General features: G+C 63.1%; 14 protein-coding genes. 8 read left to right on the top strand and 6 right to left on the bottom strand.

Annotation, left to right across the window (positions count from 1 at the left end):
- Positions 1-52 precede the first annotated feature (52 nt).
- Together NKI25_RS08915 and NKI25_RS08910 are read left to right on the top strand one after the other, a co-directional pair.
- Positions 53-1330, top strand: coding sequence for an efflux RND transporter periplasmic adaptor subunit (locus NKI25_RS08915; RefSeq protein ID WP_502897348.1), 1278 nt, complete (start codon positions 53-55; stop codon positions 1328-1330).
- Complete coding sequence (locus tag NKI25_RS08910) at positions 1327-4413, top strand: efflux RND transporter permease subunit (RefSeq protein WP_352569488.1); 3087 nt, start codon at positions 1327-1329, stop codon at positions 4411-4413. The genes NKI25_RS08915 and NKI25_RS08910 overlap by 4 nt, the downstream gene beginning before the upstream one ends.
- Before the next feature lie 43 nt (positions 4414-4456).
- Here the strand turns inward: NKI25_RS08910 and NKI25_RS08905 are convergent, their stop codons facing one another.
- Positions 4457-4921 carry a L,D-transpeptidase gene (locus NKI25_RS08905; RefSeq protein ID WP_352569490.1) on the bottom strand — a complete coding sequence of 155 codons (465 nt, stop codon included), beginning with the start codon at positions 4919-4921 and terminating at the stop codon, positions 4457-4459.
- Positions 4922-5521: 600 nt separating this feature from the next.
- On the opposite strand from NKI25_RS08905, the gene NKI25_RS08900 reads away from it, so the two are divergent.
- Positions 5522-5689 carry a hypothetical protein gene (locus NKI25_RS08900; RefSeq protein ID WP_023678150.1) on the top strand — a complete coding sequence of 56 codons (168 nt, stop codon included), beginning with the start codon at positions 5522-5524 and terminating at the stop codon, positions 5687-5689.
- Between the two features lie 73 nt (positions 5690-5762).
- On the opposite strand, the gene NKI25_RS08895 is transcribed toward NKI25_RS08900, so the two are convergent.
- Positions 5763-6449, bottom strand: a complete 687-nt coding sequence (locus NKI25_RS08895) for a response regulator transcription factor (protein ID WP_023678149.1) — start codon at positions 6447-6449, stop codon at positions 5763-5765.
- Between the two features lie 46 nt (positions 6450-6495).
- On the opposite strand from NKI25_RS08895, the gene NKI25_RS08890 reads away from it, so the two are divergent.
- Complete coding sequence (locus tag NKI25_RS08890; protein ID WP_198023578.1) at positions 6496-7275, top strand: response regulator; 780 nt, start codon at positions 6496-6498, stop codon at positions 7273-7275.
- A gap of 46 nt (positions 7276-7321) precedes the next feature.
- Entirely contained in the window at positions 7322-9409 is a 2088-nt protein-coding gene (locus tag NKI25_RS08885) for a PAS domain S-box protein (protein ID WP_352976145.1), read from the top strand.
- 90 nt (positions 9410-9499) lie between these two features.
- Here the strand turns inward: NKI25_RS08885 and NKI25_RS08880 are convergent, their stop codons facing one another.
- Positions 9500-9904 carry a hypothetical protein gene (locus NKI25_RS08880; RefSeq protein WP_352754690.1) on the bottom strand — a complete coding sequence of 135 codons (405 nt, stop codon included), beginning with the start codon at positions 9902-9904 and terminating at the stop codon, positions 9500-9502.
- A gap of 415 nt (positions 9905-10319) precedes the next feature.
- On the opposite strand from NKI25_RS08880, the gene NKI25_RS08875 reads away from it, so the two are divergent.
- Positions 10320-11522: an aromatic ring-hydroxylating oxygenase subunit alpha gene (locus NKI25_RS08875; RefSeq protein ID WP_352594103.1), complete on the top strand. Its 1203-nt coding sequence runs from the start codon at positions 10320-10322 to the stop codon at positions 11520-11522.
- An 11-nt stretch (positions 11523-11533) separates the two neighbouring features.
- Here the strand turns inward: NKI25_RS08875 and NKI25_RS08870 are convergent, their stop codons facing one another.
- The 3 genes from NKI25_RS08870 to NKI25_RS08860 form a co-directional block, all read right to left on the bottom strand.
- A complete protein-coding gene (locus NKI25_RS08870; protein WP_352594145.1) occupies positions 11534-12301 on the bottom strand; it encodes a DUF429 domain-containing protein in 768 nt (255 codons plus the stop codon).
- A gap of 62 nt (positions 12302-12363) precedes the next feature.
- Positions 12364-13248: a pyridoxal kinase PdxY gene (gene pdxY, locus NKI25_RS08865; RefSeq protein ID WP_023678143.1), complete on the bottom strand. Its 885-nt coding sequence runs from the start codon at positions 13246-13248 to the stop codon at positions 12364-12366.
- 8 nt (positions 13249-13256) lie between these two features.
- On the bottom strand, positions 13257-13508 hold the full coding sequence (locus NKI25_RS08860; protein WP_023678142.1) for a hypothetical protein: 252 nt from the start codon (positions 13506-13508) through the stop codon (positions 13257-13259).
- A gap of 161 nt (positions 13509-13669) precedes the next feature.
- Here NKI25_RS08860 and NKI25_RS08855 point away from each other — a divergent pair, with 161 nt between their 5' ends.
- Both NKI25_RS08855 and NKI25_RS08850 read left to right on the top strand, forming a co-directional pair.
- Complete coding sequence (locus NKI25_RS08855) at positions 13670-14314, top strand: LemA family protein (protein ID WP_023678141.1); 645 nt, start codon at positions 13670-13672, stop codon at positions 14312-14314.
- A 218-nt stretch (positions 14315-14532) separates the two neighbouring features.
- Positions 14533-14962: TPM domain-containing protein (locus tag NKI25_RS08850; RefSeq protein ID WP_502897352.1), on the top strand; the 430-nt coding region annotated here is incomplete at its 3' end.

Genomic DNA, 14962 nt, shown 5'->3' with positions numbered 1-14962 from the left:
TGTGTTCCGGTCGTCCGACCGTTATGCTGGGCCGTGGCCGAGGGGACTGTTCGTGATCAAGCGCTTCATCATCGCCTTCATTCTGCTCGTGCTGGTGTGCGGCGGCATCGTCGGCTTCAACCTGTTTCGCGACAATGCGATCAAACAGTTCTTCGCCACCATGAAGCCGCCGGCCGCGACCGTGTCGACGGTCATCGTCAAACCGATGTCCTGGACGCCCGGCATCGAGGCGATCGGCACTGTCAGTGCCGTACGCGGCGTCGACCTGACGGTCGAAACCGCGGGCATCGTCAAGGACATCCTGTTCCATGCCAATCAGAAGGTCGCCGCCAACGCCGTGCTGCTGCAACTCGACGATGAAGTCGAGCGAGCCGACCTCGTGGCATCGAAGGCGCAAGCCACCTCCGACCAGACGACGCTGATGCGCGCGCTTGAGCTGCAGAAGCGCGGGGTCGGCACCGACGCTACGCTCGACACAGCGCAGGCAGCAGCATCGGTCTCCGCCGCGCAGGTGAACAAGCTGCAAGCGGTGCTCGACCAAAAGCAGTTGACGGCCCCTTTCAAGGGTACCGTCGGTATTCCGAAAATCGACATTGGCCAGTATCTCACACCCGGCACCGCCGTGGTGACCTTGCAGGACATGGACACGATGCGTGTCGATTTCACCGTCCCGGAGCAGCAGCTTCCGCAGCTGAAGATCGGACAGACGGTGCGGTTGGGCGTCGGCGGCGGCGACATGCCGTTCACCGGCAGCATCCGCGGTATCGATCCGAAGATCGACCCGACCAGCCGGCTGGTGACGGTAAGGGCGGAGGTCGGCAATCCCGAAGGCAAGCTGACGCCCGGCCAGTTCGTCCAGGTGCGCGTCGAACTGCCCGAGGAGAACGACGTGCTGGCGCTGCCGCAGACGGCGCTGACCTCCAGTCTGTACGGCGACTTCGTCTTCGTAGTGCGCCCGGCCAAATCCGCCGAAGCCAACGGCGCGGCGCCCGAGGCAAAGCCGGAAGAAAAGCCGGCTGCAGATGCTGCCAAGCCCGCAGCCGAAGCACCCGCGGCAAAACCCGACGAAAAGTCGGCTGCTACCCCAGCCAAACCGGCAGAGGAAGCCAAGCCGGCAGCGGAAGAACAGAAGCCGCAGCTCGTGCTAGCCCAGGTGTTCGTCAAGCCAGGCCGCCGCAACGCCGGCCTGGTCGAGATTCTGGAGGGCATCGCGCCAGGCGACGAAGTCGTTACCGCCGGCCAGAACCGGCTCTCCAACGGAATGTCCGTTGCCGTCGACAACACGATCGATCCGAGCAAGCCAGGGAACCAGCAGGCAGCCCAGCAATGAGCTTTTCCGACCTCTTCATCCGCCGCCCGGTCCTTTCGACCGTGCTTGCCTGCATGATCCTGCTTCTGGGTTTTCAGGGCATCTTCAACCTTTCGATCCGGCAGTATCCAGAGGTTGAAGAAACGGCCATCACCATCACCACTGCCTATCCCGGCGCCAGCGCCGACCTGATCCAGGGGTTCATTTCCGCGCCGATCGCGCGTGCCGTCGCGTCGACCGAAAACATCGACTATGTCACGTCGGCGAGCCGGCCGTCATCCAGCACCGTGACAGTGCAGATGAAACTCGGCTCCGACCCCGACGTCGCGCTGAACGAAGTCTTGTCGAAGGTGCAGAGCGTTCGCGGCGATCTGCCGGACGAAACCAAGGACCCGGTGATCGTCAAGGGCACCGGCCAGCAGTTCGCGATGATGTACATCTCGATGCAGAACCCGAACATGACGCCGGAACAGCTCACCGAATATATCGAGCGCGTCGTGCGGCCGCGTATCTCGACGGTCGAAGGCGTCGCCGACGTGCAGATCTTCGGCGCAGCCGAATATTCGATGCGGGTCTGGATCGACCCGATCAAACTGGCGGCGCGCGGCGTGACGGCGGCGGAAGTGCTGGCCGCCATCAACGAATCGAATTTCCTTTCCGCGCCCGGCGACACCGAAAACGAATATGTGGTTTCCTCGATCACCGTTCGCTCGACGCTGCAGACCCCGGAGGCTTTCGCTGCCCTTCCGCTCCGCTCGAAAGACGGCAATGTGGTGAGACTGCGCGACGTGGCCCGCGTCGAACTCGCCGCGGCGAACACCGACACCAGGGTCAGCTTCAACGGCAAGCCCGGCATCTTTCTCGCTATCTTTCCGACGCCGGCCGCCAATCCGCTGACCACCGCGGCGGCAATCCACAAGATTGTGCCGACCATTCAGGAGACGCTGCCGCTCGGCATGACGATGGAGATCGTCTACGACTCAACCGAGCAGATCAGCGCGTCGATCGAGGAGGTATTCAAGACCATCGGCGAGGCGGTCGCCATCGTCATCGTCGTCATCCTGCTCTTCCTCGGCTCGTTCCGCTCGGTGCTGATGCCGATCGTGACCATTCCGCTGTCGCTGATCGGCGTCTGTTTCCTGCTGTTTTCAGTGGGCTATTCGATCAATCTTTTGTCGTTGCTGGCCATGGTGCTGGCGATCGGACTTGTCGTCGACGATGCCATCGTGGTGGTGGAAAACATCCACCGCCATATGGAGGAAGACGGCTTGTCGCCGATGCAGGCGGCGTTCAACGGCATGCGCGAGATCTCGTCCGCCGTCGTCGCCATGACGATAACATTGGCCGCCGTGTTCGCGCCGCTGGCCTTCACCGGCGGCCTGACAGGCGCACTATTTCGCGAATTCGCGGTGACGCTTGCCGGCTCGGTGGTGCTTTCGGGTGTCGTCGCCCTCACCATCACACCGATGATGTCGGCACGTATCCTGAGGTCCGGCTCGCACAGCCGCTTCCAGCGCATTGTCGACAATACGTTCGGGCGCGTCGAACACATCTATGAGCGGCTCGTCACCGGTTCGTTGAACTATCGCCCGGTGACGCTGATGATCGTCCTCGCGCTGGTCGCCACGACCGGTTTCATGTTCACCAAGACCGCGAGCGAACTGGCGCCGGAAGAGGACCAGGGTTTCCTGCTTTCGCTGGTGACCGCGCCGCGGTACGCGACGTCGGACTATACCGAAACCTACGTCAATCAGATACTCGGCCTGGTCAAGGATCTGCCTGAGACGCGGGCACAGTTCTCCGCGGTCGCCTTCGGTGGTGGCCAGACGAACAGCGCTTTCGTCGGCTTTGCGTTCAAGGACTGGGCTGACCGCACGCGCAACTCGAAGGAAATCCAGCAAGACATTACGGCCCGCCTGAGCAAGGTGGCGGGCGTCGAAGCTTTCGTCTTCGCGCCGCCGACGCTGCCCGGCTCCGGCGGCGGCCTGCCGATAACGATGGTCGTGCGCTCGACCGGCGACGCCTCGCAGGTGTACGAGGCGGCCGAAGACATCAAGAACAAGGCGCAGGCCTCCGGCCGCTTCATCGTCGTGCAGAATTCGATGACCTTCGACGCGCCGCAAGTGACAGTGACGATTGACCGCGATCGCGCCGCCGCGCTCAACCTGCCGATAGCCGACATCGGCCGGACGCTGACGCTCCTGGTCGGTGGCGCCGAAGTGGCGCAATTCGACCGCGAATCCAATAGCTACGACATCATTCCGCAGGTGCCGCAGCAATTCCGCGACAATCCCGAAAAACTGGGCGAGTATTTCGTGCGCAGCGTATCGGGCGAGATGGTGCCGCTCTCGGCGGTGGTGAAGATCTCGACCAACGCGTCGCCGGCCGCCATCGAGCAGTTCAACCAGCTCAACTCGGCGACGATCTCTGCCTTGCCGCGGCCCGGCATCACCACCGGGGATGGGCTACAGGCGATCGAGGACATTGCCAAGCAAAGCCTGCCCGACACCTTCTTCATCGACTATACCGGTCAATCGCGGCAGGAGAAGGAACAGGGCTACACGATCATCATCGCCTTCGCGGCGGCGGTGCTCGTCATCTATCTGGTGCTGGCGGCGCAATTCGAAAGTTTCCGCGATCCGCTGATCATCATGATGGCGGTGCCGCTGTCGATCTTCGGCGCGATCGTGCCGCTTAATATTGGGCTCGGCACGCTCAACATCTACACCCAGGTCGGCTTGATCACGCTGATCGGCCTGATCACCAAGCACGGCATCCTTCTGGTCGAGTTCGCCAACCAGCAGCGTGAAATGCACGGCATGCGGCGGCGTGATGCGATCATCGCCTCGGCCAAGGTGCGGCTACGGCCGATCCTGATGACGACGGCGGCGATGGCGCTCGGCGTGGTGCCGCTGATCATCTCCAGCGGCGCCGGTGCGGCGGCACGCTATTCGATGGGCTTGGTGATCTTCACCGGCATCCTGGTCGGAACCATGTTCACGCTGTTCGTGGTGCCGATGTTCTACACCTTTATCGCCAGCAAGGACCTGCCGCATCACGCCGAAAAGCCGGATCCGAAGCTGATGCCGGTAATGCCGGATTAGACTGCGCTAATTTCCGGCCCCTGGGAGCGACGAGAAGCATCGCTCACTTGACGATGACGATGCTGGTGTTGGCCGGGCCGAAGACCTCGACGAGCTGGTAGAAATCGGCGGCGTTGTCCGGATGCAGACGCACGCAGCCATGCGAGGCTGGCTGGCCGAGGCGCTTGATGGCGCTTGTCGCATGTACGGCGTAGCCGCCGCTGAAGAACACCGAATGCGGCATCGGGGCGTTGTCGTATTTCTTCGAATACCAAATTTCATGCATGCGGGTCGGCTTGAACGAACCGGTCGGCGTGACGTGCGTCCTGTCGCCGGTCGAGACCTTCCAGGCGAATGTCGGCCGGCCGTCGACCAGGATTTCCATGGTCTGCTGCGATAGCGACACACGCGCGACGATCTTGTTGGCGGCGGCGTGGGCTGCGCCGTTGCCGGCACTGACAAGCAAGGCAGTACCGGTGATGAGGGCGGCGGCGATGTTGATGAGCTTGGCGGAAATGGCAGTGTACATGATGTCTCCCCTATTCTGCCGGTCGGGGCCGGCTCAATTCGATGACCGGCTTATCGGGGCGTCATGTTTCAAGTCGATTTCGCTACGTGCTCGTTTGTGTTTCGATTCTGTTTCCCCTGGTTAACAGAAAAGGTCCGTGCAAAGCAGCTTGCAGTTGCACGACGTCGTCATGACGGTGGCGTGTTTGCCTAGGCGGATCGGCCAAACCGCGGCGCGAATACGCGATTGCCTTTCGTTTGATAGGAATTCACCTGACTCCGAAACCGAGCTGCAACAAAGCGCAGCCTCGGCGGCATGATCCGGATACAGCGAACAGGCAAAGTTGACCTAACGAAAACAGCGGTCAACGAACGATCGGAAGCCAACACTGTTTTCGCTACGGTCTGGATTGGTCTGGACAGTTTCCAGCCTGCGCGTCGACCGGCTCAAGCCCCTCTGGCGGGGGCGGCTTAGGGCCGTTGAGGATGCGCGGCGCCTCCGGCAACTTGCAGCCGAGAGGACCGAAGGCCCGCGCCGCAACGGGGGGCTCCGCTGGCGGCGCGGGCGCTTCGGGGGTTCCCCTGAAGTGCCCGTAAATTCCAATTTTGAGGAACGAACAGGATGAAAACGAAATTCGCCGCTTCCATGCTTTCCGCGCTGCTTTACGTGCAGGGGCTGCTCGGCATTGCCGGCCTCGCCACCGTCCTGCTGAAGGAACGTGCCCATGCCGGCGAGGTCAGCACGAACAGTGACATGCTGTCCGGCCCGTCGCTTCTCGTGGTGCGCTGAAGAGCATCGGACCCCAAAGTGGAACGGTTTTGGGAAAATCGATGCTCAAGACAAAAGGGTGGCCGTCCTGCCTTCAATCGGTGAATTGCGTGGGCGGATCGAACCGGTAGCCCGCACCCCGTATGGTGGTGATGGTTTCGGTATCGAGCTTGCGACGCAGCCGCACGATGCGCGAATCGATCGACCGATCGAAGGCTTCGGCATTTTCGGCGGGCGCGGCGGCGATGATGTCGTCCCGCGTCAGCACCTTGCGCGGGCTGGCCAGGAACAGCCTGAGCAGCGCCACCTGCCCGGGGGACAGCTGTTCTTCCGTGCCCGAGCGGTGCATGACGATGGCCGATCGGAGATCGACGGTCGCGTTCTCCAGCACGATCAGTTCCCCGGCGCTCCTGCCGCGCCGAGCCAGAAGGCCGCCTACGCGAGCGGCAAGCTCCCTGACATTGAGCGGGCTTTCGACGACGTCGGCGGCGCCGAGTTCGAGCGCCAGAACCTTGTCGACCAGATCGGCCGGGCGGCAGATCAGGATGAAATCCGGTCCACCTTCGCCGCCATGTCGCCTGAGCAGGTCGCGCCCCTCTGCCTGGCTGACGCTGTCGCCGACAACCACGACATCGATACCCTTTTCCGAAAGCAGCGATTCGGCCTCCCACGGCTGTCGCGCCGCGCGGACGTCATGACCGCGCCGCTCGAGATGATCGGCGAGATCGGTCGCAATTACTTCAGCGACGGAAACAAGCGCGATAACGGATCGTGCAGCCATGTTTTTCTACCCCGCATACGGCAACCCAAGAAGAGTGCTGGACATCATGTTTATACCCAATCTACTTTCCGCTGAAAGCGGGAGCGAAAGCATCGTGCGGGCACGAATTGTCATTGTCGAGGACGAGCCCGACCTGAGGGATGCGGTCGCCGAGTATCTGGGCGCCAGCGGCTATGATGTGGCCACGGCCGAAAGTGCGGCGGCGGCGCGCGACCTTTTGGAAACCCAGTCCTTCCATCTGGCCATTCTCGACATCGCCATGCCGGGCGAGGACGGCCTGTCGCTCGGCCGCTGGATGCGGTCGAAAATGCCGATCGGCATCATCTATGCGACGGCGGCCGGTACCGCGCTCGACCGCATCGTCGGACTGGAGCTCGGCGCTGACGACTACATCGTCAAGCCTTACGAATTGCGCGAAGTGCTGGCCAGGGTGCGCAGCGTGCTGCGCCGCGTTCCGGAGCCGACCGAGCCACAAAAGGCCAAGGCTGAAACATCCGGCGGCCGCCGGTCCGTGAGCTTCGGACCCTTTCACGCCGATCTCGACGGCAGGCTCGTCACCGGCGCCAACGGCGCGGTCATCGACATGGCCAAGAGCGAGTTCGACGTGCTGGAGGTGTTCCTGACGCGCGCCAACCGGCTGTTGACGCGGGCGGCGATCTCCGAGGCGATCGGTTTCGTCGAGGACCCGGAGTCGTCCCGCGCCGTCGACATCCGCATCATGCGGCTGAGAAAGAAGATCGAGGCGGATCCGGCCAATCCGAAATTCCTGCGCACGGTGCGCGGCGAAGGCTATATCTTCTCGCTGCCAGTCGGGGAAAACAACTAAGGCCCGGCGGCTTGAGCAAGCCACGGCCAGGAAATGACGGCTGACCATGACGGCTGAAACAACACGCGCGGACATGCAGGGCGCCAGGCAGGGCGCGGCGATGGCGGCCGTGCATGTGGTTCGCCGGCTGCGCGAAGCCGGCGACTGGCAACGCGAAATGGAGGGTATTCTCCAGACGCTTTGCGAAGCCATGGATTGTCACCGCGGCATCCTGTTTCGCCTGCGCGAACTGCCCGGCCAGGGCTTCGCCCAGTCGGTCGCCGCTTATTGGATCGCCCCCCGGTTTGGCGGCGAGCTGGCGTCGCCGACCGTCATCATGCAGTCGGTCGTCGATTCGGACCCATTGCTGGAACGGCTGGCGGAGGACGAGCGTCAAGGCAAGATCTTCGCCGGGCACACACGCGATCTCGAAGGCTTTCTGCGGACGGATTTCGAAAAGCAGAACATCAAGTCGTTCCTGTCGGTGTCGGTCTTTTCGCACGGCAATTTGTGGGGCACGCTGGCGGTCAACGACTGCATCCACGAACGCGAATGGACCGACCAGGAAGAGGCGGCGCTGCACATGGTGGCACTCGCCATCGGCGATGCCATCGAACGGTCGCCCTCCGACGCGCATGCCAGCGACGTCATTCGCCGCACCATGCTGCAGGCCTCTCTCGACGCCATCATCGTCATCGACGAGACCGGCTCGATTATCGAATTCAATCCGGCCGCCGAAAAGATGTTCGGCTATCGGCGCAGCGATATCCTCGGCAAGGACCTGCTCGATACGGTCGTGCCGGAATATTACCGCAAGGGCTATGCGTCGGGTGCCGAATACATGTCGGGCCGCGGCGCGCCGATGGTCGGCCAACGGCTTGAAACGGTCACCCAGAATGCCGCCGGCGAGGTTTTTCCGATCGAGCTGACGGCAACCGAGATGCGGGTCGCCGATCGCCAGCTGATCTTCGGCTCCATCCGCGACCTGCGCGACAAGTTGCGGGCCGAGGAGGAAATCAACCGCCAGCGCGAAAAACTGCACCAGAACGAGAAGATGGCGGCAATGGGCTCGCTGCTTGCCGGCGTTTCGCACGAGCTCAACAATCCGCTGGCCGTGGTTGTCGCCCAGTCGACGCTGCTGCACGAATTCGCCGCCGATCCGCAGACCAAGGTGCGCGCCGAAAAGGTGCGCGCCGCTGCCGAGCGCTGCGGCCGTATCGTCAAGAGCTTCCTGTCGATGGTCCGCCTGCACCCGGCCGCACAAGCCGAAACCGACCTCAACCAGGTGATCCGCGCCGCACTCGAAGTGACCGCCTATGGTGCACGGTCGAGCGGCATCATCATCGACACCGATTTCGCCAGCGGCCCGTTGCTGGCCATGGCCGATGCCGACCACGTGACGCAGGTGGCCGCCAACTTCCTCATCAACAGCCAGCACGCCTTGGTCGGCGTTGCCGGCGACCGCCGGATCAAGGTCCGGACGTTTCGCAGCGACCGCGGCAATCCCGGATTCTCGGTCGAGGACAACGGGCCAGGCGTGCCGGAAGCGATACGCTCACGCATATTCGAATCCTATTTCACCACCAAGCCGGTCGGTGTCGGTACCGGCATCGGCCTGTCGATCTCGAAATCGATCATCGAGCGGCACAATGGCAATATCTGGTTCGAGGAGGTTTCGCCGAGAGGTGTGCGTTTTGTTGTGCAGCTGCCGGCGATCGCTGCCGGCGCGGCCGCCGCCGGCGAAGCTCCGTCGCGGTCCAGCGGCTTGCGTCACGCGCTGATCATAGACGATGAGCCGGATGTCGCCGCGTCGCTGTCCGATATTCTGGAGCTGATGGGCATCAAGTCGCGGGTCGTGCCGGCCTGGGTCTCGGCCGCCGCGACGCTGAGCGGCCATGTGCCGCCGGACATCGTGTTTTCCGATTTGCGCATGCCCGGCACCAGCGGCATAGCCGCCTATCGCGAGCTACTCGCCGAAATGCCGGGTCTGGCACGGCGCTTCGTGCTTGTCACCGGCGATCTGATCGGCGCGAAAGGCGAGATCGAAGCGCTGCCGGCGCAGCAGCGACCGCCGATCCTCGAAAAACCGTTCAGCACGCTGGATGTGCGCGGCGTGCTCTCGGCCATTGCCGAGCAGGCCGCTCTGGGCGGCTAGACTCCGCGATCTCGCCCCGGAAGAAAAAGGCTCCCGGCCGACATTGCGGCGGGAGCCTGACTGGAGTGCTGGAGGGCGCTCGCAAAAAAATCAAAAAACGTTCGGCGTATCAGCCAGCGGGGCGGCATTGGCGATCATGCGGACCGGTCGTGCCTTGCCCGACTGGGCAGCGATGACGCGCAGGCATTCCAGGCTCTCGGCGCCCCAGGCCTGCCCCTTGCAGGCAAAATCGATCTCCGGAATCGGCAGGCGCGCCGTCTTGGTGGTGGTCGTCGCGCCATCGATGAGGTTGGCCGGCGGGTTCAGTGAGGCGAAGGCCGGACCGACCGTCGGCGTCAACGCCATGCCGGCAAATGCGGCAGCCGCCAGCAGCATGAACATCGCCATTGGATGATCACTGGCGCGCTGGCGCAGCGCCAGCTTCGGGCGCCGGTCGTTACGCTGGGGACCCTGCTGGCGAAGGTCGGTATCGGTGATCTGGATTTTCGTACGCATCGTCGTTTCCTTCAGTCTTCTTCTTTTCTCTGTTGAAACGAACTTAATCGCACCTTGTAACCGGCCAACGATGATGGATTAACGATTGTGTAACCGGCATGAAACCAAGCCCGCGGCCATTCCTGGGCAAATCGATCCGGCGTAGCTGGCAGCACCGGTGGCATTCTCGTTTTCCGCTACCCACGGCACCAGATCCACGTCGCCTTTCCAGGCCCACAGAGCGTCGGGCGCTCAACACGTGTAAGGGGATTAACGTCTGGAATTCCCGGGATTTTCCCGACTTCGATCGTTCGGACTGGGTTCTCGAATCCCGCTCGATTTCCCGTCAAGAATTCGCCCCATTTTCACAAGCCATTGCATTTCAACGGAAAATATGCTTTTATTGAACGAGCATTCAATAAATAAAGAGCCTTTTATGAACCCGCATCTGCGTGACGTGGCAATCCCCAACGATTGGGATCGGCGGGGGCTGCCGGGCTGGAGCTATCATTCCGACGCCTTGCTCGAACTCGAGAAAGAGCACGTCTTCCGCAACCATTGGCAGATCGCCGGCCATGTCTGCGACGTGCCGAACGCCGGCGACTATCTGACGATGGATGTGGTCGGCGAGCGGGCGCTGATCGTGCGCGGCAAGGATGGCGTTGTGCGCGCCTTCAACAATATGTGCCGCCACCGCGGCAGTCGCGTCGTTGCCGACAGCCAGGGCACTTGCAAGAATGCGCTGGTCTGCCCCTTTCATGGCTGGGTCTACAATCTCGACGGCACGCTGCGCGGTGCTGCCCGCCCCCGTTCCTTCCCCGACCTCGACAAGACCGAATTCGGCCTGATGCCGCTCGAGCTCGAAATCTGGATGGGCTTCATCTTCATCCGTTTCCGCAAGGGTGGGCCGCAGCCATCGGTGGCCGAGCTGTTGAAGCCGATCGAAGCCGAGATTGCCCATTACGGCGTCGCCGAGATGGTGCCGTCCTGGGGCATCTGGACCCAAAAGACGCCGGTCAACTGGAAATCGGTGCGCGATGTCGACAATGAAGGCTACCACGTCGCCATGGCGCATCCGGCGCTGCAGGACCTTTACGGTGCGACCTATTTCGACGAGCCGTTCGTCAACGGCGTGTCGCGCTCGTTCGCCACCTACAATCCGTATGCCGGACGGCGCTGGAGCGTCGCGCAATATATCAAGCTCGCACCCGAGGCGAAGCACCTGCCGGAACACCTGCGCAAGGCCTGGATCTACTACGGCATCTTCCCGAACAACGCGCTGTCGATCATGCCGGAATCGGTGCAGTTCTATCAGGAATTTCCGCTGTCGACGGGTGAGACGCTGCTGCGCGGCGCCATCTACCGCTATAGCGACGAGACCAGGCGACAGGCGGCAGCCCGCTACCTATCCTACCGCATCGACCGCGACACGCTGGCCGAGGATGTACAGCTTTCGATATGGTCCAACGAATCCATGCTGTCCGAAGCCTTCGGAGGTTTTTACCTCTCCGATCTCGAATATGGCGTGCGCACCCACCACGACCATTTGCGCAAGCAAGTTCCCGTGCTCGGATTGGAGACCGCGCCCGAGGAGAAGGATATGTGGGCACTCAACGAGGCGCTCAGATCACGCTCCTGACGCCCTGGTCCTCAGGCCCAGATGGCGACCGGAATGCCGAAACGATCGGCGAGCGGCGGATCCGGAAACGGCATTGCCTCGCCTCTGACGATGCGTCCGGCAACCACCATCATCGCCGCGGCGTCGAGGAAATCGTCGGCGGCCGCGCCGCGCGGCGGCGTCTGGTCGAGAAAATCCTGGCTATAGCCATGCCGGGCAAGCAGCGCCTTGCGTTCGGCCATGCCGGCCGGATTGATGTTGCCCCTGATCTTCTTCGGCAGGCGCATAGCGCGGTCGCCGTTCAGTTTGCTGAAGGCAACTTCCGGATGCGATTCGAAGACGCGGCTGCGCAGTTCGGGCCGCGCGATCAGCAGCGAATCGATCTCACGGATCTTGGCGAAGATGCCGAAGGCCTGGATCGAGACGCCGCGCGGCGGATCTGAGGTTGTTTTGGCTACCTCGCTTGCCTTGCAATGTGCGGCGTACCAGGCTTCGACCGTGGTGAAGGCTTCGATCTCCGCATAGAGCGCGGCGCGGGAGGGGATGGCAAAGACACTGGACTGCCGGGCCCCAAGCAGCGGCCGCACCAGCGCCTCCGGGCCGCGACCGCCTCTTTGGGAGAAATCGGGCAGGCCGATTGGCATATCGACCGCTACCAACGAGTCGGCGGGCAGTCGGTCGAGCAACGCCGCGAAGCTTGGGAAAACGGCTGTCGACGGTGCCGCACCGGGATCGCGGCGGACGGCTATCCAGCCGGCCTTGCAACCGTCGACGCCGACAAGCACAACACCCCAGGGCATAACATCGTCGGGCGCAACATCCTTGGGCGCATCATCCTGGGGCACGGCGTCTTCGGCCTGCGTCACGCCCGGCGGTCCCGTTCCGGATGCAGGAGATGGCGAAGCTGCACCATCGCCATCGGGTGCGACAGGCTCTGGGCATCGGTCTCGAGCTGCAACTCGTCGCCGCCGCGCTTGGCGGTCCGCGCCAGGATCTCGTAGACCGCCGCCGTGGTCGATTGCAGCGCCTTGGCGGCCGGCTGGCCGGACAGGATCCGCGCCAGGTAGACGGCCGCCGTCAGGTCGCCGAGCCCATTCGGCGGCTTGTCGATGAGCCGGTGTTCGGCAAGCAGTGCCTCTCTGCCGGCAAGCAGTAAATTGCCGGTGCCGCCGGCCATCATCGCCGGCGCCGATGTGACCAGCATGGCCGGTGGGCCGGCCTGCAGGGCCGCAGCCATTGCCGATTTCAGGTCTGGCAGCGGCGCTCCGGCCATCCATTCCAGCTCGTAGCGGTTGGGCGTGGCGATATCGGCGATCGGCATCAGCCGGTCGCGCATGGCGATTGCGGTCGGCTCAGGTACGTAGAGCCCGCCCGAATCGCCCATCACCGGATCGCAGATATAGAGGGCGTCCGGCGTCTTCGCCTTCACTGCGCCGACCAGCGAAGCGACGGCTTCGGCCTGGCCAGCCTCGCCGAGATAGCCGGACAGCACGGCGCCGACCTCGCCCAGCCACGGCGCGCGCTCAAGGTCGGCCATCAGCGCCTTGAACTGGTCTAGCGGCGGCACGATGCGGGTGGCCCGGCCATGGCCCGGATGCCAGGGCAGGATGACGGTCGGTACCGCCCAAACCGGAAAGCCGAGCGTCTCCAGCGCAAAGACAGCGGCACGGTTGCCGACCGAGCCACGGGCGACATGGCTGGAGACGACGATGACCGCGCGCGGCGCCTCGGTTTTTTCGGCACTCATTGATTTTCCTAACTGCCCCTGGTGACGAAAAGCACGAGCCAGATCAACAGGCCGATGGCAATAAGCAAGCCCGCTGCCCGACCGATGCGGGTGCCCCAATATTCGATCGGGTCCGACCGGTCGGCATCGGCCGCGGTGACGTGGTCGCGCGCGCCTTTAGTGGTTCGTGCAAGGAACGAGGTGCCCCCCGGGTCGGTCTCGCGCGCCACCCGTTCGATGATGCGGCGCGATTCCGCGTCGCTGTCGTGGCGTTTCGCCATGGTGATGTCCCGTTTTATGCCGAGCTTAACCCGTTCGCCTCGTCTGTCACAGGGCCCGACGGCGAATGGCAGAAACCAGTAACACTTCTCGGCCGAAGTCATTTTCTTACGCAAGGATTGTGCTAATGCTTCGCCTGCCAATGCTATCGAGGGGACTTATCATGCTTGCCCAGCGCCTTTCTTCGCCGCCAATCTTTCGTAATCTAGCTGCGTTCCTGGTCATGGCCGTCATGCTGCCGCTGCTTGCCGGCTGCGGCTACAACACCATTCCGACGGCTGAGGAAAACGCCAAAGCCGCATGGAGCGAGGTGTTGAATCAATACCAGCGCCGCGCCGATCTCATCCCCAATCTGGTCAACACGGTCAAGGGCTACGCCGCGCACGAGAAGGACACGCTCGATGCCGTGGTCGAAGCGCGCGCCAAGGCGACGCAGGTGACCGTGACGCCGGAAACGCTGAACAATCCGGAAGCCTTCAAGAAATTCCAGGACAGCCAGGCCGGCCTGACCAGCGCGCTGTCGCGCCTGCTGGCGGTGGTGGAGAACTATCCCGATCTCAAGGCCAACCAGAACTTTCTGGCGCTGCAAGCACAACTCGAAGGCACCGAGAACCGGATCACGGTCGCCCGCCGCGACTATATCCAGGCAGTGAGAGAGTACAATCTGACGCTGAGGACCTTCCCGTCGGTGATCTGGGCGACCTTTTGGTTCCGCGGCAACCAGCCGTTTGCGAATTTCACCATCGAGGAGGATAAGATGCAGCCGCCGAAGGTCGATTTCGGCACCAACACCACGCAAGGCGGGTGAAGAACAGCCGGTGAGCGTGGTCCCTATTGGCCTTGCACTCCGTAGCGCCCCCCTCTGCCCTACCGGGCATCTCCCCCTCAAGGGGGGAGATTGGCAGCTTTGGCCTCACCGCCCATCCTGCAACGTTGGAGATTGGCGAAAACAGCCGTGACAGCCGATCTCCCCCCTTGAGGGGGAGATGTCCGGCAGGACAGAGGGGGGCGCGACAGAACGCCTGCCTGGCCTTCCTGCTCGTCTTCCAAAGCCTTCTCCTCCTCCTCCCTGTCATCGCCTTCGCCGCCGACCTGCCAACCCTCACCGGACGGGTCGTCGACAATGCCGGCATCATCGATGCCGCGACCGAGGCGGCGCTGACGCAGAAGCTTGCCGAGTTCGAGACCAAAGGGTCCGACCAGATCGTCGTCGCGACCATCCCCAGCCTCGACGGCGAGGAGATCGAGCCTTACGCCAACCGGCTGTTCCGCGCCTGGAAACTGGGCCAGGCGAAGGAGAACAACGGCGTCCTGCTTCTGGTGGCGCCGAACGACCGCAAGATGCGCATCGAAGTCGGCTATGGGCTGGAAGGCACGCTGACCGACCTGCACACCAAGCTGATCATCGAAAACGACATGGTGCCGGCCTTCCGTGCCGGCGATTTCTCCGGCGGCA

The organism is Mesorhizobium sp. M0808, assembly GCF_040320025.1.
In the GTDB taxonomy this organism is placed as follows: Bacteria; Pseudomonadota; Alphaproteobacteria; order Rhizobiales; family Rhizobiaceae; genus Mesorhizobium.
The sequence above is the reverse complement of the archived record's forward strand: the minus strand, read 5'-3'. Positions and strand labels throughout refer to the sequence as shown.

Coding starts and splice junctions, on each gene's coding strand:
- NKI25_RS08910 (WP_352569488.1), top strand. CDS start 1,327: ATGAGCTTTTCCGACCTCTTCATCCGCCGCCCGGTCCTTTCGACCGTG.
- NKI25_RS08905 (WP_352569490.1), bottom strand. CDS start 4,921: ATGTACACTGCCATTTCCGCCAAGCTCATCAACATCGCCGCCGCCCTC.
- NKI25_RS08900 (WP_023678150.1), top strand. CDS start 5,522: ATGAAAACGAAATTCGCCGCTTCCATGCTTTCCGCGCTGCTTTACGTG.
- NKI25_RS08895 (WP_023678149.1), bottom strand. CDS start 6,449: ATGGCTGCACGATCCGTTATCGCGCTTGTTTCCGTCGCTGAAGTAATT.
- NKI25_RS08890 (WP_198023578.1), top strand. CDS start 6,496: ATGTTTATACCCAATCTACTTTCCGCTGAAAGCGGGAGCGAAAGCATC.
- NKI25_RS08885 (WP_352976145.1), top strand. CDS start 7,322: ATGACGGCTGAAACAACACGCGCGGACATGCAGGGCGCCAGGCAGGGC.
- NKI25_RS08880 (WP_352754690.1), bottom strand. CDS start 9,904: ATGCGTACGAAAATCCAGATCACCGATACCGACCTTCGCCAGCAGGGT.
- NKI25_RS08875 (WP_352594103.1), top strand. CDS start 10,320: ATGAACCCGCATCTGCGTGACGTGGCAATCCCCAACGATTGGGATCGG.
- NKI25_RS08870 (WP_352594145.1), bottom strand. CDS start 12,301: ATGCCCTGGGGTGTTGTGCTTGTCGGCGTCGACGGTTGCAAGGCCGGC.
- pdxY (WP_023678143.1), bottom strand. CDS start 13,248: ATGAGTGCCGAAAAAACCGAGGCGCCGCGCGCGGTCATCGTCGTCTCC.
- NKI25_RS08860 (WP_023678142.1), bottom strand. CDS start 13,508: ATGGCGAAACGCCACGACAGCGACGCGGAATCGCGCCGCATCATCGAA.
- NKI25_RS08855 (WP_023678141.1), top strand. CDS start 13,670: ATGCTTGCCCAGCGCCTTTCTTCGCCGCCAATCTTTCGTAATCTAGCT.